General features: G+C 73.0%; 19 protein-coding genes. 8 read left to right on the forward strand and 11 right to left on the reverse strand.

The genetic code is table 11. The features are described from left to right. Nucleotides 1-233: 233 nt before the first annotated feature. Together OG933_RS32335 and OG933_RS32340 are read right to left on the reverse strand one after the other, a co-directional pair. A complete protein-coding gene (locus tag OG933_RS32335) occupies nt 234-680 on the reverse strand; it encodes a hypothetical protein (protein WP_405630364.1) in 447 nt (148 codons plus the stop codon). Next, nucleotides 677-1,648 (reverse strand): ATP-binding protein, encoded by a 972-nt coding sequence (locus OG933_RS32340; RefSeq protein WP_405630367.1) that lies wholly within the window; start codon nt 1,646-1,648, stop codon nt 677-679. The genes OG933_RS32335 and OG933_RS32340 overlap by 4 nt, the downstream gene beginning before the upstream one ends. Before the next feature lie 267 nt (nt 1,649-1,915). On the opposite strand from OG933_RS32340, the gene OG933_RS32345 reads away from it, so the two are divergent. The 3 genes from OG933_RS32345 (at nt 1,916) to OG933_RS32355 (ending at nt 4,001) form a co-directional block, all read left to right on the forward strand. Then, nucleotides 1,916-2,776: a helix-turn-helix transcriptional regulator gene (locus OG933_RS32345; RefSeq protein ID WP_362520426.1), complete on the forward strand. Its 861-nt coding sequence runs from the start codon at nt 1,916-1,918 to the stop codon at nt 2,774-2,776. Next, nucleotides 2,777-3,052 (forward strand): DUF397 domain-containing protein, encoded by a 276-nt coding sequence (locus tag OG933_RS32350; RefSeq protein ID WP_020131864.1) that lies wholly within the window; start codon nt 2,777-2,779, stop codon nt 3,050-3,052. A gap of 136 nt (nt 3,053-3,188) precedes the next feature. After that, nucleotides 3,189-4,001, forward strand: coding sequence for an SAM-dependent methyltransferase (locus OG933_RS32355; protein ID WP_405630369.1), 813 nt, complete (start codon nt 3,189-3,191; stop codon nt 3,999-4,001). Between the two features lie 75 nt (nt 4,002-4,076). Here the strand turns inward: OG933_RS32355 and OG933_RS32360 are convergent, their stop codons facing one another. Continuing rightward, the gene (locus OG933_RS32360) at nt 4,077-5,522 is read right to left on the reverse strand and encodes a PLP-dependent aminotransferase family protein (RefSeq protein WP_405630371.1); all 1,446 of its coding nucleotides are present in this window, start codon (nt 5,520-5,522) and stop codon (nt 4,077-4,079) included. 59 nt (nt 5,523-5,581) lie between these two features. On the opposite strand from OG933_RS32360, the gene OG933_RS32365 reads away from it, so the two are divergent. Then, nucleotides 5,582-6,088 (forward strand): carboxymuconolactone decarboxylase family protein, encoded by a 507-nt coding sequence (locus OG933_RS32365; protein WP_362520931.1) that lies wholly within the window; start codon nt 5,582-5,584, stop codon nt 6,086-6,088. Nucleotides 6,089-6,153: 65 nt separating this feature from the next. On the opposite strand, the gene OG933_RS32370 is transcribed toward OG933_RS32365, so the two are convergent. The 3 genes from OG933_RS32370 to OG933_RS32380 form a co-directional block, all read right to left on the reverse strand. Continuing rightward, nucleotides 6,154-7,641: a glutamate synthase subunit beta gene (locus tag OG933_RS32370; protein WP_362520934.1), complete on the reverse strand. Its 1,488-nt coding sequence runs from the start codon at nt 7,639-7,641 to the stop codon at nt 6,154-6,156. 151 nt (nt 7,642-7,792) lie between these two features. After that, nucleotides 7,793-8,272 (reverse strand): anthrone oxygenase family protein, encoded by a 480-nt coding sequence (locus tag OG933_RS32375; RefSeq protein ID WP_362520435.1) that lies wholly within the window; start codon nt 8,270-8,272, stop codon nt 7,793-7,795. A 142-nt stretch (nt 8,273-8,414) separates the two neighbouring features. Continuing rightward, the gene (locus tag OG933_RS32380; RefSeq protein ID WP_362520438.1) at nt 8,415-9,128 is read right to left on the reverse strand and encodes a DUF2293 domain-containing protein; all 714 of its coding nucleotides are present in this window, start codon (nt 9,126-9,128) and stop codon (nt 8,415-8,417) included. A gap of 124 nt (nt 9,129-9,252) precedes the next feature. On the opposite strand from OG933_RS32380, the gene OG933_RS32385 reads away from it, so the two are divergent. Both OG933_RS32385 and OG933_RS32390 read left to right on the forward strand, forming a co-directional pair. Next, nucleotides 9,253-9,894: a uridine kinase gene (locus OG933_RS32385; protein ID WP_362520441.1), complete on the forward strand. Its 642-nt coding sequence runs from the start codon at nt 9,253-9,255 to the stop codon at nt 9,892-9,894. A gap of 203 nt (nt 9,895-10,097) precedes the next feature. Then, nucleotides 10,098-10,517: a CBS domain-containing protein gene (locus OG933_RS32390; RefSeq protein ID WP_020131872.1), complete on the forward strand. Its 420-nt coding sequence runs from the start codon at nt 10,098-10,100 to the stop codon at nt 10,515-10,517. A gap of 40 nt (nt 10,518-10,557) precedes the next feature. Here the strand turns inward: OG933_RS32390 and OG933_RS32395 are convergent, their stop codons facing one another. Next, nucleotides 10,558-11,685, reverse strand: a complete 1,128-nt coding sequence (locus OG933_RS32395; RefSeq protein ID WP_362520445.1) for a magnesium and cobalt transport protein CorA — start codon at nt 11,683-11,685, stop codon at nt 10,558-10,560. A gap of 283 nt (nt 11,686-11,968) precedes the next feature. On the opposite strand from OG933_RS32395, the gene OG933_RS32400 reads away from it, so the two are divergent. Further along, the gene (locus OG933_RS32400; RefSeq protein ID WP_405630375.1) at nt 11,969-12,763 is read left to right on the forward strand and encodes a methyltransferase; all 795 of its coding nucleotides are present in this window, start codon (nt 11,969-11,971) and stop codon (nt 12,761-12,763) included. Between the two features lie 188 nt (nt 12,764-12,951). Here the strand turns inward: OG933_RS32400 and OG933_RS32405 are convergent, their stop codons facing one another. After that, nucleotides 12,952-14,100 carry a carbohydrate kinase family protein gene (locus OG933_RS32405; protein WP_405630377.1) on the reverse strand — a complete coding sequence of 383 codons (1,149 nt, stop codon included), beginning with the start codon at nt 14,098-14,100 and terminating at the stop codon, nt 12,952-12,954. Next, nucleotides 14,097-15,005 carry a pseudouridine-5'-phosphate glycosidase gene (locus tag OG933_RS32410; RefSeq protein ID WP_405630378.1) on the reverse strand — a complete coding sequence of 303 codons (909 nt, stop codon included), beginning with the start codon at nt 15,003-15,005 and terminating at the stop codon, nt 14,097-14,099. Before OG933_RS32410 ends, OG933_RS32405 begins: the two co-directional genes overlap by 4 nt. A gap of 99 nt (nt 15,006-15,104) precedes the next feature. Between OG933_RS32410 and OG933_RS32415 the strand changes: the two genes are divergently transcribed. Continuing rightward, nucleotides 15,105-15,533, forward strand: a complete 429-nt coding sequence (locus tag OG933_RS32415; protein ID WP_362520451.1) for a VOC family protein — start codon at nt 15,105-15,107, stop codon at nt 15,531-15,533. Nucleotides 15,534-15,577: 44 nt separating this feature from the next. On the opposite strand, the gene OG933_RS32420 is transcribed toward OG933_RS32415, so the two are convergent. After that, a complete protein-coding gene (locus tag OG933_RS32420) occupies nt 15,578-16,924 on the reverse strand; it encodes an MFS transporter (protein ID WP_405630381.1) in 1,347 nt (448 codons plus the stop codon). 68 nt (nt 16,925-16,992) lie between these two features. Further along, nucleotides 16,993-17,547 carry a methylated-DNA--[protein]-cysteine S-methyltransferase gene (locus OG933_RS32425; RefSeq protein ID WP_405630383.1) on the reverse strand — a complete coding sequence of 185 codons (555 nt, stop codon included), beginning with the start codon at nt 17,545-17,547 and terminating at the stop codon, nt 16,993-16,995. Nucleotides 17,548-17,554 lie beyond the last annotated feature (7 nt).

The following is a 17,554-nucleotide window of genomic DNA, read 5'->3' on the forward strand; positions in this document are numbered from 1 at the left end:
GTCGGGACCCTGCGGTTTGCGTGCCTTTCCCGCCTCCCGAGGCGTGCCCGCCTGCTGTGCCGTACCCGCCTCTCGTGCCTCTCCCACCGTCGGCCTCCCCCGGTCGCGATAGTCGACGAACGGCCACTATCGCGGGACGAGACGGGTGAGGGCAGGGCGCGGGGCGGGGGAGCCGGGACGCGCGGGCGTGCGCCGGGACGGCCCCGGGATCGGCTCGCTCAGGGGCGGCGAGGCTACGCGCTGATCGCCCGTGACCAGGTGGGCGTCGTGCCCGTGAGGCGGCACAGGGCCAGGTAGAGGGGGATCGGCGGGGTGTACGGAAGCGTGCCGTCCGGCATGTGGATGAGGCCGGGGACGTGCGGGGAGTCCGGCAGGAGGGCGCCCGTGGCGTAGTGCGCGGGGGCGGGCCACTCCAGGGCGTAGTCGGAGTCGGAGGGCACCAGCCACCACCAGCGCGCCTCGTCGGCGTAGACGCAGCCCACGCGCGGCAGGCGCGGCATCAGCAGGGGGCCGAGGCGGGCGGGGACGGAGACGGCGTCGCAGCCCAGCGGGGCCGTCATACCGTCGGGCACGACCAGCCGGCGCGGCGGCTCGGGGGTGTGCGCACCGCCCGGTCCGCGCTTGAGGCGGACGAGCGTGTCGAGGGTCAGCAGCGGAGCCCGACCGGAGAACGCGCTCATGCCCTTCCCCGCTCGCGGCCGTGCTCGAACGGGAGGGCTCCGGCGGAGTGGCCGGCCGGCCGTCCGTCGCGGCCGGCTTCGTATCCGCCGTGGCCGCCGGGAGTGCGGTGCCACTGCGGGGCGACGCGGGGTCCCGGACCGTCGGGTCCGGATGCAGGTGCAGGCGCGGGCGCGGGCTTGGCGGAGGTCGCGGCGGGTGCGGCCGGCGGCACGGGGTGGGGTCGTCGGGCGGCCCGGCCGGCCATGGCGCGGTACCACTGCTCGGCCTGCTCGTCCTCGTCGGCCGGACCGTCGGCCGGTCCCGGCTTCGGGCGGGAGCCCCAGCCGAGGTCGTTGCGGGGCACGGCCGGACCGGCGTGCGGCTCGGCGGGACTGTCGTGGAACTCGTCCAGGGTGTCGAGGAGCTCGCCGAGGTCGGCGTGCTGCGTCGCGGCCGCGTCCAGGCTGTTGCAGGGCCCGGCGGGATCGCGGGGAGCGTCGGCCTTGCGGGTCAGGTCGGCCCAGACCAGCAGGCCGGGCCCGTGCTCCTGGGCGCCCCAGGCGTGACACAGGGCTTCGACGAGGAGCAGTCCCCTCCCGTGCTCCTCCTCGGGGCGCTGCGGGGAGGGATGGGGGTCACCCGGCGCACAGCCCTCGTCGCGCACGGCTATGCGCACCAGGTCGTCGCCGTCGTGCAGCTCGCAGACGACGACGTCGCTCGCGGTGTGCACGATCGCGTTGGTGACCAGCTCGGATATGACCAGGGCGGCGGTGTCGCAGGTGTCCTCGCACACCGACCAGCCGGTCAGCCGGGCCCTCGTCAGGCGTCTGGCCTGGGCGGGGGAACCCGGATGGGCGGCCAGTTCGAATCGGAACCGGCGCTCGGCAGCGGCCTGGTCTGGGCCTGCTCCCGCGCTGGCACCGAGACCCTGGGGGCGGCCTGCGGCGGCGTCTGTTCCTAAGGGCGCGGACGGAATCACGCTTGCCACTATCTCCCCGCCGTGAACACTTGGCAAGTGTCACTCTGAAAAATGCAGAGTGCTGTGTGACGCGGTGGGGGGCCGTGGCACACTGCTCGCAACAGCACGTTGAACGGCGCCAATTGGGATCGGTTGAAGATCCGTACGTATACGTACAGACCTTCGAATCGATCTTCGAGCGGCGCCGTAAGGCTGTCGGGATTCTTTTCGTGACCGGCCGGGTCGGGGCTCGTGCGGCCCCCCGCGTGACCGGCCGGCTCTTCGTGGAGGTGGAGCGTGAGCGAACCGCGGTCCGCGCCGACGGTCGGACAGGTCGTCCTCGGTCGGCGCCTGCTGGACCTGCGGGAACGCGCCGGGCTCAAGCGCGAGGAAGCCGCCCGCGTCCTGCGCGTCGCGCCCGCCACGGTCCGTCGTATGGAGATGGCCGAGGTCAGCCTCAAGATCCCGTACCTCCAGCTGCTGCTGAAGGCCTACGGGGTCACCGAGGAGGAGGCCGAGGGCTTCGTCCAGCTCGCCGAGGACGCGAACAAGCCGGGCTGGTGGCAGCGGTTCCACGACGTCCTGCCCGGCTGGTTCTCCATGCACGTCAGCCTCGAGGGCGCCGCAGCCCTGATCCGTCAGTACGAGCCGCACTTCGTGCCCGGCCTGCTCCAGACCAAGGACTACGCGCGCGGTGTCCTGAAGTCCGGAGCCATCGGCCAGACCCGCCCGGAGGACATCGAGCGCCTCGTCGACCTGCGCATGCAACGCCAGGATCTGCTCACCCGTCAGGACGCCCCCCGACTGTGGGTCGTGATGGACGAGACGGTGCTGCGTCGCCCGGTCGGCGGCCCGGAGGTGATGCGCGCGCAGATCGACACCCTGCTCGAGGCCGCGAAGCTGCCCAATGTGACGTTGCAGGTCGCCCCGTTCGAGAACGGGCCGCATCCGGGCACGTACGGGCCCTTCGTGCTGTTCCGATTCGCCATGCCGGAGCTTCCGGACATGGTCTACAGCGAGTACCTGACCGGCGCCGTCTATCTCGACGCCCGCACCGAGGTGGCGACCCACCTCGAGGTCATGGACCGCATGGCGGCGCAGGCCGCTACAGCACATCGCACGAAGGAGATCCTCCGGGATCTCCGCAAGGAGTTGTGAATGAATCACATCAGGACCCAGTCCAGGCCGAGGGTCCGCGCTCAGCGGATCTACAACGGCATGCCCGCCCGGGAACTGGGCAGCGAGGGCTGGCACAAGCCGTGGAGCGGCGGCAACGGAGGCAACTGCCTGGAAGCGATGAAGCTCGCCGACGGCCGGATCGCCGTCCGGCAGTCCACCGACCCCGACGGACCGGCGCTGATCTACACCTCCGACGAGATGACGGCGTTCATCGAGGGAGCCAAGGCGGGGGAGGCCGACTTCCTGCTGTCCTGAACGGACCCGTCCGGCACTTTTTTGCTCAGCTCACCCCCCACCCGTTTTCGCCCATCTGCCCCTTGCCTTCGCCTCAACTTCCTTAATTTGGTACTGACTTGAACACTATCCGCGTCACATGCTTACGGAGTGCCTCATGACCGGGCAGGACCCCACCGGAGCCGTCGAGATCGACACCAGCAAGCCCCATCCCGCACGGATGTACGACTGGTACCTCGGCGGGAAGGACAACTACCCCGTCGACGAGGCGATGGGCCGGCAGATGCTCGCCCTCGACCCGCGCGTGCCGGTGATGGCACGAGTCAACCGCGCCTTCATGCACCGCTCCACCCGCTGGCTGGCCACGAACGGCGTACGGCAGTTCCTGGACGTCGGCACGGGCATCCCGACCGAACCCAACCTGCACCAGGTCGCCCAGCAGATCGCGCCGGACGCCCGGGTGGTCTACTGCGACAACGACCCGATCGTCCTGGCCCACGCGGCCGCCCTGCTGCGCAGCACGTCGGAGGGCGCCACGGAGTACCTCCAGGCGGACGTCCGTGACCCGGACGCCGTCATCGCGGGGGCCGGGAAGATCCTGGACCTCAGCCGGCCGGTGGCGCTGTCACTGGTAGCGCTGCTGCACTTCGTCTCCGACGAGGACGGCGCGCACGAGCTGGTGGACCGGCTGCTCGCCGCACTGCCCTCCGGCAGCTACCTGATGATGACCCACGCCACCGCGGACTTCTCCCCGGAGGAGTCGGCGGCGGCCACGGCGAAACTGAAGGCGGCGGGCGTCACCCTCGCCCTGCGGTCCCGCGAGGAGTTCACCCGCTTCTTCGACGGACTCGACCTGGTCGAACCCGGCGTCGCGGTGGTGCCCGAGTGGCACCCCGAGCTCGGCGAACCGGTGCCGGGACAGGACGACGGCGTGATCCCGGGGTACGGGGCGGTGGGCCGCAAGCTCTGAGGCCGCCGCCGCATCCGGAGGCATGCGCGCCGTGGGACGCCCGTGGGACGCCCGTGGGACGTCTCGCGGCGCGCTTCATCCGGCGGCGGGGCCGTGCCGCCCGTCCGGCGGCGGCAGGATCCGGCACAGTGCGTCCAGGGCCGCCGCGTAGGCGTGCTCCGGCGGTGTCGCGTAGCCGACGACGAGCCCGTCCTGCGGCGCCATGTCGGTCGCCGGATGCCGGAAGGCGGCCAGGCCGTCCAGGGCGACGCCCTGCCAGGCGGCCGCCTTGAGCGCGGACCGCTCGGTGCCGGGCGGCAGCCGCAGCACCGCGTGCAGACCGGCCGCGACCCCGGTGACCTCGACGTGCGGTGCCTGCGCGCAGAGCGCCTCGACCAGCCGGTCCCGGCGAGCACGGTAACGCTGCCGCATGCGCCGTACATGACGGTCGTACGCCCCGGACGCGATGAGGTCGGCCAGACTCAGCTGATCCAGGGCGCTCGCCCAGGCCTCCCGCTCGCCCTTGGCCGCGAGGACGCCGTCGACATACCGCTCGGGCAGCACCATCCAGCCCAGCCGCAGCGCGGGCGACAGACTCTTGCTGACCGAGCCGAGGTAGATCACCCGCTCGGGATCGAGCCCCTGAACGGCGCCGACGGGCTTGCGGTCGTAGCGGAACTCCCCGTCGTAGTCGTCCTCGAGCAGGACCCCGCCACGCGCGCGTGTCCAGTCGATCACGGCCGCCCGGCGGCTCGCGTGCAGGGGGCCGCCGGTCGGGAACTGGTGCGCGGGGGTGAGCAGCACCGCCCGCTCGCGATCCAGCCGCTCCACGCGCGCCCCGTCCGCGTCCAGGGGCAGCGGAGTCGTCCGCACACCCGCCGCCGCCAGCAGCCCCCGGTGGAAGTCCAGGCCGTACGCCTCCACGGCCAGCGGACCGCGCGGGAGCCCGCTGCCCGGGCCGAACAGAAGCCGCAGCGCATGGGCGAAGCCCGAACAGATCACGATGCGCTCGGGCTCGGTGCGCACGCCACGCGCGCGTGCCAGGTACTCGGTGAGTGCCTCCCGCAGCTCCCGGCGGCCGGCCGGGTCACCGGGACCGAACACCTCGTTGGGCGCCTGCTGGAGGGCCCGCCGGTAGGAGGCCAGCCAGGCCGCGCGCGGGAACGACGAGGCGTCCGGGGTGCCCTGCCGCAGGTCGTGCCGGGGGCCACGCGCGCGTGGCGGTGCCTTGACGGGCGTGCGCCGCGCCGGCCGCAGGGGTTCGGTCCGGTCGGCGACCCGCGTCCCCGATCCCTGCCGGGCGGTCAGCCAGCCCTCCGCGACGAGCTCCGCGTACGCGTCGGCCACCGTGTTGCGGGCGACGCCGAGGTCGGCGGCGAGCGAACGGTACGGCGGCAGCCGGGTGCCCGGCGGCAGGCGCCCGCCGCGCACGGCCTCGCGCAGCGCCCGGATCAGGGCGGCCCGCCGACCGCCCGGCCCGGACAGCTCCACGTGCAGGTCGGCGCCGATCCGCTCCGCGGAATTGACCCACGAATCCACCATGGAAATGCACCCTACAGGGGGTCTTTCCGGCCCGTAGGTTGAGGGACATGACAAACGGCATGACGACGAACGACGCGGGTACCGGTGTGGCGGCGGCGGAGGCCGGAACGCCCGGACGGTCCCGCCTCGACTTCGGGAAGACCGCGGGCAAGGCGTTCCGCGCCCTCATCGGCTTCGACGCCGCCGCCCGCGAGGGCCTCGACCCGGCGCTGGTCGAACTGATCCAGATCCGCGCCTCGCACCTCAACCACTGCGCCTACTGCCTCCACATGCACACGAGCGACGCCCGCAAGGCCGGCGAGAGCGAGGAGCGGCTGCACATGGTCGCCGTCTGGCGCGAGGCCCGCCACTTCTTCACCGAGAAGGAGCAGGCGGCCCTGGCCCTCACGGAGGCCGTCACGCTGGTGGCCGACGGCGGCGTCCCGGACGACGTCTACGCCGAGGCCGCCGCCCGCTTCGACGAGCGGGAGCTGGCCCAGGTGCTGGCCCTGATCTGCACGATCAACACCTGGAACCGGGTGGCCCTGGCGACGGGCAAGGTGGCCGGGACGGACGAGCGCCGCTGAAACGATCCGGCCCCGTGCCGTCCGGGACGCCACGTACGCGGGGGCCCTGTCCTGGACGTCCCGGGCTAGCTGCTCATCGGGCGGTCGTACGGGCCGATCGGCGCCGGCAGCCGTGAACTCCCCGTCAGATGGCGGTCGACGGCCGACGCCACCGCCCGCCCCTCGGCGATGGCCCACACGATCAGCGACTGCCCGCGCGCCGCGTCCCCCGCGGCGAACACGCCGGGGACGTTCGTCGCGAAGTCGCCGTCCCGCGCGATCGTGCCGCGCGGCTCCAGCATCAGCCCCAGCTGCTCGACGAGCCCGTCCTCCCGGTCGGGCCCGGAGAAGCCGAGGGCCAGCAGCACGAGGTCGGCGGGGAGTGCCCGCGCGGTGCCCTCCACCGGCCTGCGCCGCGCGTCGACCTCGACGAGGTGCAGCGACCGTACGTGCCCGGTTTCGTCGCCGGTGAAGCGGAGCGTGGACGCCGCGAACAGGCGTGCGTCCGCGTCCGCCGCCGGCGCGGACTCCAGATCGCGCGCCTCCTCGTGCGCCGCCGAGAGCCGGTAGATCTTCGGATACGTCGGCCAGGGGTCGGTGTCCTCGTCGCGCTCAGGGCCGGGCTGCGCGTAGATGTCCAGCTGGGTCACGGACGCGGCGCCCTCGCGCACCGCCGTGCCCAGACAGTCGGCGCCCGTGTCGCCGCCGCCGACGATGACGACGTGCTTTCCGGCGGCGGACATCGGGGACGACTCCAGATCCCCCTCGCCCACCCGGTTGGCCAGCGGCAGATACTCCATCGCTTGCTGTATGCCGGTCAACTCGCGCCCCGGCACGTGCAGTTCACGCCACTCGGTCGCCCCGGTGGCGATCACCACGGCGTCGTAGCGGACCCGCAGATCCGCGGCCATGACGTCCCGGCCGATGGTGGTCGAGGTGCGGAACTTCGTGCCCTCGGCCCGCATCTGCTCGATCCGCCGCTCCAGGTGGTGCTTCTCCATCTTGAAGGAGGGGATCCCGTACCGCATCAGTCCGCCGATCCGGTCGTCCTTCTCGTAGACGGCGACCGTGTGCCCGGCCCGGGTCAACTGCTGGGCCGCGGCCAGCCCGGTGGGCCCGGAACCGATCACCGCGACCGTCTTGCCGGACAGCCGGTCCGGGGGACGCGGCGGCGTGAGACCGTCAGCCCAGGCCCGGTCGGCGATGGCGGCCTCGACGTTCTTGATGGTGACGGCAGGCTGGTTGATGGCGAGGACACATCCCGCCTCGCACGGCGCCGGGCACAACCGGCCGGTGAACTCGGGGAAGTTGTTCGTCGCGTGCAGCCGGTCGCTCGCCGCCCGCCAGTCCTCCCGGGACACCAGGTCGTTCCACTCGGGGATCAGGTTGCCGAGCGGACAGGCCTCGTGGCAGAACGGGACGCCGCAGTCCATACAGCGGTCGGCCTGCTTGCTGACGATGGGCAGCAGCGCCCCGGGGACGTACACCTCGTCCCAGTCCCGCACCCGCTCCTCGACCGGCCGCCGGGGCCAGTCCTCGCGGGGCGTGGTCATGAATCCCTTGGGATCGGCCATGGGCGTCTTCCTCGCGTACGCGTACGACAGGCCGAGCGTCATCGGGCGGCACTCTTTCGGCCACGATACGTCGCGTCGGCCACCCACGCAGAGTGGCGGACAGCGCTTTCGGCAGGGGGCGTCCGGGGCCCTGCCGAACGTCCGTGTCCGGTCAGGCCAGAGCCAGGACGTACACGACCGCCGAGGCCGCGGACGCGACCGCGCGCACGTGGTTCCACCGCGTCCACTGACGCAGGTAGACCGGCCAGTAGGTGACGGCCTCCGGCGTGCCCGGTTCCAGCCTCGCGAGGGCCTCGTTGCGCGGCACGTTGGCCGCCACGGTCACCCCGAACGCACCGCACAGGTACAGCGCGCTGCCCAGCAGCAGGTGGACCGTCCCGTCGTCCGGCCACAGCACGAAGGTCACCACGGCGATCACCGCGCACACCGCCGCCGCACCGAGGAACAGGACCATGAACGCCGGTGTCAGCGCCGAGGAGTTGATCGCGTTCATCGCCGCGACGCCCTGCGCGGGCGGCAGTGCGGCGAGACCCCGCATCACCAGGACCGAGAAGGCACAGAAGACCCCGGCCATCAGCCCCGTGGTCACCGTGCCCACCATCGCGAGCACCTCATAGGGTCCATCGATCATGACAACGTCAACTCCCACCCGTAGTGCGGAGATCTTGCCCGGGTCCGTCCCTCACCTCAAGTGAAATCCTGTTCATGATCGGTGACCATGGCCGAAACGCGCGGGGACATGCGTGGACGTCCACACCAGGCTGCCGTCCGCGCTACCGAACCATCTCGTCCGTCCCGCCGTCTCCCTCCCGCCACATCCGTATCCGGGCCTCCACATCCGCCGCGATCCGCCGGCGCGCCTCGTGCCGGGGCACGCCGCTCATCAGCAGCCGGTCGTACGGCGTGTCCAGATGCCGTACGGACGCCACGACCGCCGAGACCACGGCCCCCTCGGACAACGCCCGTCCGGCGGCGCTGCGTCCCACCCGGCCGCTGCCCCGCAGGGAGGCGTGTGCGGCGATCCCGCGCGCCCGGTCTCCCGGGCAGCCGGGAAGCAGCCGCAGGATCTCCGCCGCGAACGTCTGCGCGAAGCGCTCGTCCTGTGCCGCCCGGCGCCGCGCGTCCCGGGTCCGGCGCCGCTGCCGTGCCTCCGCGTCCGCCAGGCACCGCTCCTCGGCCCGGGTGAGCGCCGCCTCCTCGACCAGGACGCCCTGGCGTTCGTAACGCCCCTTGCGCCGGTTGAAACGGACCACCACCGCCCACAGCCCGCTCTCCTCCCGCGACCTGCGGGTCAGTGCCGCGTCCCCGCGCGGCAGGAACACCAGGTGCCCGAGATCGGCGCAGTCGAGGCAGCGCGGCGCGGCGTCCTCCAGGACCAGCATCGGCAGCGGCCCGCGACGGCACCCGGCGCAGTGCTTCCGCCGGACCGGCTGGACGACGAGAAACCCGGTGCGGGGCGCGGAAGCGGAGGGGGCTGCGACTGCCATAGGGCCTTCATGCCCCCTGGTGGACGCCTCGGCACCTGGTCGCCGGCCCGTGGGCGGGCGGGACGTCGGACGACGGGCCCGGGCCGCACCGGGGCGAGGCGGCCGGTCCGGCGCCTGACGCATCATGGGCCGTGTGCGACTCGAAGCGATCACCTGGGAACGGCTCGGCGACCTCCTCGCCGAGCGGCTGCTCGACCTGAAGCCCGACGACGGCATCCGTTGGCCACGCATCGCCTTCGACGGCGCACCGGCGGCCCGTCCCGGAGAGCTCGCCCAGCGGGTCGCCGAGGCCCTGCGCACCCGCGGCCGCCCCTCCAGGGTCGTGGACACGCACGGCTTCCTGCGCCCCGCCTCCCTCCGCCTGGAGTACGGCCATCACGACGTGGACGCCTACTACGACGGCTGGTTCGACACCGGCGCCCTGTGGCGCGAGGTGTTCGATCCCCTCGAACCCGGCGGCGACGGACGGATCCTGCCCGATCTGCGGGACCCCGTCAGCGACCGCGCCACGCGCAGCCCCTACGTCCCGCTCCCGCCCGGCGGCTTCCTGCTGCTGCACGGCCCCTTTCTGCTGCGGCACTGGTTCCCCTTCGACCTGACCGTCCACGTCCTCCTGTCCCCGCCGGCCCTGCGCCGGCACACCCCCGAAGCCGACCACTGGACGCTGCCCGCCTTCGAGCGATACGTCCAGGAGACCGACCCGGCCGCCGCGGCCGACGTGCTCGTCCGCGCGGACGACCCCCGCCATCCGGCCTGGGGCGGCTGATCCCGAGCCGGGCGCCCCTGAGGTGCCGTGGGGCGGAGTGCCGTGGGGCGGAGTGCCGTGGGGCGGACTCGGCTCGGCGGGCCGGGCTCGGCGTGCCGCGCTCCGGGTGCGGGCGTCACGTCACGCGGCAAGAATGTAGGGCGCCGGGACTAGCGGTGCCCCTCCCCGCGCCGCGCCGGCCGTCCGGCACCGGGAGGTACCTGATGACCACCGCCGGAGACATCATGCACCGGGGCGCCCAGTGGATCCCCGCCCACGAGACCCTCGACCGCGCCGCCCAGTTGATGCGTGAACTGAACGTCGGCGCGCTGCCCATCAGCGACGAGAACGAGCGGCTCTGCGGGATCCTCACCGACCGGGACATCGTCGTCGGCTGCGTGGCCATGGGGCACGACCCCGCCAAGGTCACCGCCGGCGAGATGGCCCAGGGCACACCGCGCTGGATCGACGCGGGTGCCGACGTCGGCGAGGTGCTCCACGAGATGCAGGAACACCGGATCCGCCGGCTGCCCGTCATCGAGAACAAGCGCCTGGTGGGCATGATCAGCGAGGCTGACCTCGCCCGGCACCTGCCCGAGGAGCAGATCGCCACCTGGGCCGAGACCGTCTACGCCAGGTCCTGACCCCTGCGGCGGCAGCGGTTGCCGGGGCCGGAGCGGTCGTTCAGAGCCAGCCGTTGCGCCGGAAGCCGCGGTACAGGACCCAGCAGGCGACCGATATCACGCCGACGACCAGGGGGTAGCCGAACCTCCAGTGCAGCTCCGGCATGTGGTCGAAGTTCATGCCGTACACGCCGCAGACCATCGTCGGCACGGCGATCACCGCGGCCCAGGCCGTGATCTTCCGCATGTCCTCGTTCTGCGCGACCGTCACCTGCGCCAGGTGCGCCTGCAGGATCGAGTTGAGCAGCTCGTCGAAGGCGGCGATCTGCTCCGTCGCGCGCAGCAGGTGGTCGGAGACGTCCCGGAAGTAGGCCTGTATCTCCGGATCGATCACCCGGACCGGCCGGTCCGCGAGGTCCAGGAGCGGACGGCCGAGCGGTACCACCGCCCGCTTCAGCTCGAGGAGTTCCCGCTTGAGCTGGTAGATGCGACCCGGATCCGCCCGTGCGCCGTTCGCCGCGAAGACATCCGTCTCGACCTTGTCGATGTCCTCCTGCACGGAGTCGATGACATTGAGGTAGTCGTCCACCACATGGTCCGCGATCGCGTGCAGCACCGCGGACGGCCCCTTGGCCAGCTGAGTCGTGTCGGACTCCAGCTCCTCGCGCAGCGGGCCCAGCGACCCGTGCCGGCCGTGGCGCACCGTGATCACGAAGTCCTTGCCGACGAACATCATGATCTCGCCGGTGTTGACCACCTCGCTGGTCGCCGTGAGTTCCTCGTGCTCGACGTAGCAGACCGTCTTGAACACCGCGAACAAGGTCTCCCCGTAACGCTCGACCTTCGGCCGCTGATGGGCCTCGACGGCGTCCTCGACGGCCAGCGGATGCAGGTCGAAGAGCTCGGCGATGCCCGCGAACTCGTCGTTCGTCGGCTCGTGCAGGCCGAGCCACACGAAGCCGTGACCGTGCTTGCGCACCCGTTCCACCGTCTCGACCAGATCGCCGCCGCGCGGGGCGCGGACACCGTCCCGGTACGTCACGCAGTTCACCACCGAGGAACCCAACGGGGACCGCGCGGGGTGACTCAGGTCGACCCGCGGCCGTCGCCGGGCCAGCCGCGCCACCCTGCGCAGGCCGCCGACCCTTCCGAGGCCGGTGACCTTCCGCAGATTCCCCGCCATGGTCATCTGGGTCTCCTTGCGTGTATCTCCGCGGGCCGCGGTCCCGCGTCCTGGCGCGCCAGTCTGCCAGGCCCGCGTATGCCGAGGGTAAGCCTGTGGACAGGGCCGGTTCCGCTTTGTTCCCGCCTGTGGACGACGGATGCCCCGGCCCGTTCGCGCGACCGGTGCCCGCCCGTTCCCGGCACGGGTTCCCGGCGTCGCCGACCGCAGCCGGGCCGCGCTGTCCCGTTCCCCCGACCCGGCCGCGTCGACGACCTCCGGCGAACGGGACAACTGGGATGATCGGCGCATGACGCGATCCGACGGGTACCTCCTGGACAACCGGCAGCCCGAGGCGGGGGAACGCTTCGACGCCTTCGCCGCCCTCTTCGACGCCACGACGCTCCGCCACTTCGAGGCATTCGGGGTCGGACCCGGCTGGCGCTGCTGGGAGGCAGGCGCCGGCGGCACCTCCCTGGTGTCCTGGATGGCGAAGAAGGTCGGCCCGACAGGCAAGGTCCTCGCGACCGACATCGACACCTCCCGGCTGACGTCGGTCGCCCGCCCACCGGTCGAGGTGCGCGTCCACGACGTCGGCACCGAGGAACCGCCGATGGAGGGCTTCGACCTGGTGCACGCCCGGCTCGTGCTGGTCCATGTGCCGGACCGGGAGCGGGCGTTGCGATCGATGGTCAAGGCGCTGCGACCGGGCGGACGGCTCCTGATCGAGGACGCCGACCCCGCCCTCCAGCCACTGCTCTGCCCTGACGAACACGGCCCCGAACAGCAGCTGGCGAACCGCTTGCGGCACGGTTTCCGCAAGCTCCTGGCCGGCCGGGGCGCCGACCTCTCCTACGGTCGTAAGCTCCCGCGTCTGCTCCGCGAGGCCGGGCTGCGCCGGGTCGAGGCCGACGCCTATTTCCCCGTCACCTCACCCGCCTGCGCGGCCCTGGAGTCCGCGACGGTCCGCCAGATCCGCGGCGAACTCGTCGGAGCGGGCCTCGCGACCGACGAGGAAATCGACCGGCACCTGGCGAACGTCGCCTCCGGAAGCATGGATCTGGCCACGGCGCCGATGATCTCGGCGTGGGGACGCAAGGATTAGTGGCGTGAGCGGGTAGGCGGCGCCAGCGGCAGCAGGTGTCAGCAGGCAGCAGGCAGCAGGCAGCAGGCAGCAGGCAGCAGGTGTCAGCGGCAGCAGGTGTCAGCGGTCGGAGACGGCAGCGGTCGGCGGTGGCAGCGGTAGGAGGGGTGGAGCACGTCGGCGGTGGGGGCCCGCCAGGCGTGGTGCCCTCAGCCGGCGTGGGCGCGGTACGGCGTCGCCTCCGCGCCGTCGCCCCGCGCGGGGGGTCTGCCGCCCACCCGTTCCACCGCTCGGGCCCCCGCCCGGCACCCCTCGGCAGCCGCCGCCCCCGCATCGGCGCCCGCGAGCAGCGCGGCGAGGAAGGCTCCGGTGAAGGCGTCGCCGGCGCCCGTGGTGTCCAGGGGCGTCGCCGGAGCGGCGGGGACGCGGACGAGCACCCTGCCGTCACGGGCCACCAGCGCACCGTCGGCCCCCTCCTTGGACACCACCAGCGGGACCAGACGGCTCAGCGCGGCGGCGGCGCCCGCCCCGTCGAGCAGCCCGGTCAGCAGACAGGCCTCGGCACGGCTCGGCAGCAGCACGTCCACTCCCTCGACGAGGGACAGGAAGCGGTCGACGCCCAGGTCCACCAGGAAGCCCGCCGACGCCGGGTCGAGACTCACCGGCACTCCACGCGCGCGTGCCGCCGCCGACGCCGTGCCCACCAGCGCGCGCCCGGACTCCGAGAACAGCAGGTAGCCCGACAGGTGCAGCCGGCCGACCCCGTCCAGGAGAGCGTCCGACCAGTCGCCCGGGTCGAGCCGCAGGGACGCGCCGCTGTCGGTGAGGAACGTCCGCTCGGCCGCGGCACCGGTGTCGACCAGGCAGATCACCGTCCCGGTGGTCGCCTGCGGGTCGACGACGAGCCGCGGCCGCACCCCGCAAGCGGTCAGCTCCCGTTCGTGCCAGGCCGCCGACTCCGCGCCCACCCGGCCGAGGAGTCGTACGTCCGCGCACCCCCAATGCGCCGCCCAGCACGCCACGTTGGCGCCCGCCCCGCCCGGCAGGGTCCGGATCACGGAGGCCGTGTCCGTACCGGAGGCCAGCGGGCCCCGATGGCGGGCGACGACGTCCGTCACGACGTCCCCGACGACCAGCAGCGCCCCGCCTCCCGAGCCGCCGACCGTAAGAGCCCCGGGCGCCCTCCCGCCCGGCTCCGAGCGCGATCCCGGCCACGATCCCGATGCCGGCCCCGGCCCCGATGCCGGCTCGGAGCTGGCCCCCGTTCCCGGCTCCGGCCCGGATCCCGGTCCCGCATCCCGGATCGGCTCGCCGGGGTCGCCTGGACCGCCGTCCGTCCCGTCCGGCCGGGCGGTCATGCCTCGGCCCACGCCGTCGCGATCCGTGCCGCCAGCCGCACATTGCCGCGCACCGCCGCCAGATTGGCGCTCAGGGACGCGCCGTCGGTGTGCCGGACCAGGTAGTCGAGCAGGAACGGTGTGACGCCCTGACCGGTGACGCCGGCCTCCTCGCACGCGTGCAGCGCGTCGGCGAGCACACGCGCGTGCAGTTCGGGATCGAGCTGCTCCTCCTTGGGAACCGGGTTGGCGACGATCAGCGCGGACTCCGGGACGCCGAGCGCGTCCTGGGCCCGCATCACGTCGGCCACCTGCCCCGGGGTCCGCACCGTCCAGTCCACGGGATGCCCCGAGTCGGAGAGGTAGAACCCCGGGAAGCTCTCGGTGTCGTAGCCGGCGACGGCGACGCCCAGCGTCTCCAGCCGCTGAAGGGTCGCCGGCACGTCCAGGATCGACTTCACCCCCGCGCACACCACCGTGATCCGGGTGCTCGCCAGCAGCCCCAGGTCGGCCGACTCGTCCTGGGTGACCGTCCACTCCCGGTGCACCCCGCCGAGCCCGCCCGTCGCGAACACCCGCACCCCCGCGAGCGCCGCCAGCAGCGCCGTGGCCGAGACGGTGGTCGCCCCGCTCGCCCCCGAGGCCACGGCGAGCGGCAGGTCGCGATGGCCCAGCTTGCGGAAGCCGTCCTCGTTGGCGACCCGATCCAACTGCTCATTGTCCAGGCCCACATGGGGCCGCCCGTCCAGCACGGCGATCGTCGCCGGTACGGCGCCCTCCGCGCGTACGACCGCCTCCAGCTCCAGCGCCACCTGGAGGTTGCGCGGGCGGGGCAGCCCGTGCGAGATGATCGTGGACTCCAGGGCCACCACGGGTCGACGCGCGTCGACCGCGTCCCGCACCTCTTCCGACACCACCAGCACCACGCGCCCGCCTCCTGTCCGTCGGTCTCCCCTCATCTCTGGCGGGCGGCGCACCCGGCCAAACCCTTGCGGCCTGTGGAGCAGGACACCAGCCTGGGACGTATGACGGACAACACGACACGTCTCGACCATGTCGTCCTGTGGGTACGCGACCCGATCGCCGCCGCCGACTTCTACGAGAAGGCCGTCGGCCTGGAGCCCGTACGGCTCGCCGAGTTCGCCGCCGGAGAGGAACCGTTTCCCTCCGTACGGGTCAACGAGGAGGCACTCCTCGACCTCATGCCGTTGTCGATGGCCGAGCGGATGAGGATGCTCCCCGGATCCGCCGAGAGCGCGGGACACCCCGTGAACCACGTCTGCCTCGCCCTGCCGCGGGGCGACTTCGACACGCTGCTGGCCCGCCTGGAGGAGCGCGCCGTCCCCGTGTCCGACGTCTCGCAGGGCTCCTTCGGCGCCCGCGGCGAGGCCACGCGCAGCTTCTACTTCCGCGACCCGGACGGCAACGTCATCGAGGCACGACACTACGACTGACCCGGCCACCACTGACCCGGCTACCACTGACCCGACCGCCTTACCTACGACTGTCGTACGCCCGGCGGGCTGTCCTCCGCTGCCGTCCTGGACCTGTCTTCGTTCCCCTTCCCCTTCCCCTTCGCCTTCCTGTTCCCGGTCCGGGTGAACAGCACCAGGGCGGCCAGCGGGACGAGCAGACTCGCCGCGGCGGCGTTGAGCCAGGCATAGCTCGCCTGCGCGACGATCAGCCCGGCGATCGCTCCGCCGAACCCCGCCGAGGTGTTCATCGTGAGATCGGAGATCCCCTGGGCGGCGGCTCGCGCGGACTGCGGCACCGAGTCCGTCAGCAGCGCGGAACCCGACACGAGCCCGGCCGACCACCCCAGCCCGAGCACGAAGAGTCCGGCGGCGGTCTGCCCGTGACTGTCGCCCGCCGTCCCCGCCAGGAACATCGCGACGGCCAGCAGCCCGGCCGCGAGTCCCGCCACGGAGAGCCGTCCCACACGGTCCGCCAGGCGTCCCATCAGCGGCGCGAACGCGTACATGCCCGCGATGTGCCCGCTGATGACCAGCCCGATCAGGTCGATGCTCGCGCCGTGGTGCGTGAGGTCGAGCGGGGTCATCGACATGACCGAGACCATCGCCGTGTGCGACACGGCCACCGTCACGAGGGCGAGCCGCGCGCGGGGCGAGGCGGCGACGGCCGCCAGACCGGCACGCAGGGAACGGGCCTGCGGGGACCGCTCCTCCTGCGGCGCGAGCGCGCGGGCCGTCAGCAGCGGGTCGGGGCGCAGCAGGACGGCCACCAGGACCGCGGCCATGACGAAGATCCCGGCGGCCCACAGAAAGGGGCCCGCCGCCGGGGGTATGCCGAGTCCGGCGACGCTCCGGCCGGCGGGCGCGGCGATGTTCGGTCCCAGGACCGCGCCGATGGTGGTCGCCCACACCACGTTCGAGATGGCCCGGGCACGCCGCTGCGGCTCGGCCAGGTCGGCGGCGGCGAACCGCGCCTGGAGGTTCGCGGAGGACGCGGCGCCGAAGGCGGCCATGCCGCACAGCAGCAGCGGGTAGTTCCCGGCCCGCGCCGCCACCACGACGACACAGGCGCCCAGGGCACCCACCAGATAGGCCAGTACCAGCCCCGGCCGGCGCCCGCGCGCGGTCATCAGCGCGGCCATCGGCATGGACAGCACGGCCGTACCGGCGACGGTGGCGGTGGGCGCGAGTCCGGACAGCGCCTCGCTGCCGCTGACCTGCCGGGCCAGTACGGCGGACAGCGCGATGCCGGTGGCGACGCCGAGCCCGCCGAGGATCTGGCTCGCGACCAGCACCCCGGTCGTGCGGCGCCGCAGCGCGGGCAGGAGAGCGGCGTCGACGGGCGCGGCCGCGACGCGTTCGACGCCGGTCACGGCCCGCGCCGGACCGTCGCGCGGCCGTGGCGACGACCGGGGGATGTGGTCACCGGCGCAGTGTCCCCTCAGAACAGCGGCTCGGGTAGTACCCCTTCCAGCGCGAGCAGCTTCCGCTTGGTCTCCAGACCCCCTCCGAACCCGCCGATGCCGCCGTCGCTCTCCACCACCCGGTGGCAGGGCACGACGACCGGCAGCGGATTGGCGCCCATCGCCACTCCCACCGCCTGCGCCGCCAGCGGCTGTCCCACCCGCCTGGCGAGATCGCCGTAGCCCACGACCGCCCCGTAGGGGACGCCGGACTCGAGTTCGCGGAGCACCTGCCGGTTGAAGCCCGAGATCAGCGACCAGTCCAACGGCAGCTCGAAAGCCCGTCGCTCACCGGCGAAGTAGGCCTTCACCTGGCGTATCGCCTCGGCCAGCAGCGGGGAGTCGGGCGCCTCGACGGGCTCCGTGCCCAGTCGGGCCGCGAGCCGGCCGAGCGCCTGGCCGCGTACCGCGTCGGTGGCGTGGAACACGACGTTGAGCAGGCCCTCACCGGTCGCGGCCAGCAACAGCGGACCGATGTCGGTACCGACGACGGTCCACACGACCCGCTGCTCGTCCTGCCCATGGCTGTCCATGCGCCCA

Origin of the sequence: Streptomyces sp. NBC_00016, from assembly GCF_045040885.1 — a bacterium.
Classification (GTDB): domain Bacteria; phylum Actinomycetota; class Actinomycetes; order Streptomycetales; family Streptomycetaceae; genus Streptomyces; species Streptomyces coriariae.

What these genes read in the sequence shown, in the direction of transcription:
- OG933_RS32360 (WP_405630371.1), bottom strand. Translation starts at nt 5,522, where the DNA reads ATGGTGGATTCGTGGGTCAATTCCGCGGAGCGGATCGGCGCCGACCTG.
- OG933_RS32390 (WP_020131872.1), top strand. Translation starts at nt 10,098, where the DNA reads ATGACCACCGCCGGAGACATCATGCACCGGGGCGCCCAGTGGATCCCC.
- OG933_RS32395 (WP_362520445.1), bottom strand. Translation starts at nt 11,685, where the DNA reads ATGACCATGGCGGGGAATCTGCGGAAGGTCACCGGCCTCGGAAGGGTC.
- OG933_RS32405 (WP_405630377.1), bottom strand. Translation starts at nt 14,100, where the DNA reads ATGACCGCCCGGCCGGACGGGACGGACGGCGGTCCAGGCGACCCCGGC.
- OG933_RS32370 (WP_362520934.1), bottom strand. Translation starts at nt 7,641, where the DNA reads ATGGCCGATCCCAAGGGATTCATGACCACGCCCCGCGAGGACTGGCCC.
- OG933_RS32415 (WP_362520451.1), top strand. Translation starts at nt 15,105, where the DNA reads ATGACGGACAACACGACACGTCTCGACCATGTCGTCCTGTGGGTACGC.
- OG933_RS32350 (WP_020131864.1), top strand. Translation starts at nt 2,777, where the DNA reads ATGAATCACATCAGGACCCAGTCCAGGCCGAGGGTCCGCGCTCAGCGG.
- OG933_RS32365 (WP_362520931.1), top strand. Translation starts at nt 5,582, where the DNA reads ATGACGACGAACGACGCGGGTACCGGTGTGGCGGCGGCGGAGGCCGGA.
- OG933_RS32400 (WP_405630375.1), top strand. Translation starts at nt 11,969, where the DNA reads ATGACGCGATCCGACGGGTACCTCCTGGACAACCGGCAGCCCGAGGCG.
- OG933_RS32355 (WP_405630369.1), top strand. Translation starts at nt 3,189, where the DNA reads ATGACCGGGCAGGACCCCACCGGAGCCGTCGAGATCGACACCAGCAAG.
- OG933_RS32380 (WP_362520438.1), bottom strand. Translation starts at nt 9,128, where the DNA reads ATGGCAGTCGCAGCCCCCTCCGCTTCCGCGCCCCGCACCGGGTTTCTC.
- OG933_RS32425 (WP_405630383.1), bottom strand. Translation starts at nt 17,547, where the DNA reads ATGGACAGCCATGGGCAGGACGAGCAGCGGGTCGTGTGGACCGTCGTC.
- OG933_RS32385 (WP_362520441.1), top strand. Translation starts at nt 9,253, where the DNA reads ATGGGCCGTGTGCGACTCGAAGCGATCACCTGGGAACGGCTCGGCGAC.
- OG933_RS32335 (WP_405630364.1), bottom strand. Translation starts at nt 680, where the DNA reads ATGAGCGCGTTCTCCGGTCGGGCTCCGCTGCTGACCCTCGACACGCTC.
- OG933_RS32375 (WP_362520435.1), bottom strand. Translation starts at nt 8,272, where the DNA reads ATGATCGATGGACCCTATGAGGTGCTCGCGATGGTGGGCACGGTGACC.